Origin of the sequence: Micromonospora sp. NPDC048835 (assembly GCF_040649995.1) — a bacterium.
Lineage (GTDB): Bacteria > Actinomycetota > Actinomycetes > Mycobacteriales > Micromonosporaceae > Micromonospora.
Genome location: NZ_JBEZGM010000012.1, coordinates 1 through 1,452, shown reverse-complemented (window position 1 = coordinate 1,452; position 1,452 = coordinate 1). Strand labels below are relative to the sequence as shown.

Genomic DNA, 1,452 nt, shown 5'->3' with positions numbered 1-1,452 from the left:
AGCCCCGCAGCCGCGTACGAAGGAGGCACCGTGACCCACCCCGGAGACGACGTCGCCGAACGGGCTGCCGCCGGCTTCTCCGCGCAGTTCGGCGGTCAGGCATCCGGCCGCTGGGCGGCCCCCGGCCGGGTCAACCTGATCGGCGAGCACACCGACTACAACGAAGGCTTCGTGCTGCCGTTCGCGCTCCCGATGCGCACCGTCGTCGCGGCCGACCGGCAGGACGGGGAGCACTGGACGGTCTGGTCCGAACTCTCCGGCGAGGCGATCACCTTCGGCGCGGACGACGTCGCCGAGCCGGGTCGGGTCACCGGCTGGGGCGCGTACGTCGCGGGTGTGGTCTGGGCGCTGCGCGAGGCGGGTCATCAGGTGCCGGGGGCCCGACTGGCGATCGCCTCCGACGTACCGCTGGGTTCCGGGCTCTCCTCCTCGGCGGCGCTGGAGTCAGCCGTGCTGGCCGCCCTGCTCGACCTCGGCGGGTTGGAGCTTGCCCCGGCACTGCAGCCCCGGCTCGCGCAGCGGGCGGAGAACGTCTACGTGGGCGCGCCGACAGGCATCATGGACCAGTCCGCTTCGATCCGGTGCCGCGCCGGGCACGCCCTCTTCCTGGACTGCCGCGACGAGTCGGTCGAGCACATCCCGTTCGACCTGGGCGCCGCCGGGCTGGCGGTGCTTGTCGTCGACAGCCGGGCGCCGCACCGACACGCTGACGGGGAGTACGCGGCGCGCCGCCGCTCCTGCGAGGCCGGGGCCAGCGCGCTCGGCGTCGCCGCACTGCGGGACGTGAGCATCGACCAGCTCGACGCCGCGTTGGCTCAGCTCGACGACGAGGAGACCCGGCGACGGGTCCGGCACGTGGTGACCGAGGACCAACGCGTCCTGGACACGGTGGCACTGCTCCGCGCCGCTCGGGTCCGCGACATAGGTCCGCTGCTGACTGCCTCGCACGTCTCGATGCGCGACGACTTCGAGATCACCGTGCCGGAGATCGACACCGCCGTCGAGGCGGCCCTGGCGGCCGGTGCGCTGGGCGCGCGGATGACCGGCGGCGGCTTCGGCGGATGCGTGCTCGCACTTGTCGAGGCCGACCGCGCCGACGCGGTGGCCGCAGCCGTGACCGACGCGTACGCCCAACGGGGCTTCACCGCCCCCGGCACCGTGACGGTCCTCCCCTCCCCCGGCGCCACCCGCCTGCCCTAACCCCCACCCCCACCCCCACCCCCACCCCCACCGCGAGCGGTGATCAAGAGGTTTGCGTCAATTCGAGCCCGAATTCTGACGCAAACCTCTTGATCACCCGGCGTGGGCGGGGGCGCAACGCTGGGCGGGGGCGGGCTGGGGATCGTGCTTGTTCATGGGGGTAGTTCCATCCTGAGTTGGCTGGTCAGGGGGTCTTGACGGCCTGGCGGTGGTGGAGATGGGGCAGGTCAACCATCGGTGATCTTCGGGTTG

1 protein-coding gene is annotated in these 1,452 nt (G+C 72.7%); it reads left to right on the top strand.

Annotation, left to right across the window (positions count from 1 at the left end):
* The first annotated feature begins 30 nt into the window (after positions 1–30).
* A complete protein-coding gene (gene galK, locus AB0C15_RS16285) occupies positions 31–1,200 on the top strand; it encodes a galactokinase (protein WP_357352902.1) in 1,170 nt (389 codons plus the stop codon).
* Positions 1,201–1,452: the final 252 nt, after the last annotated feature.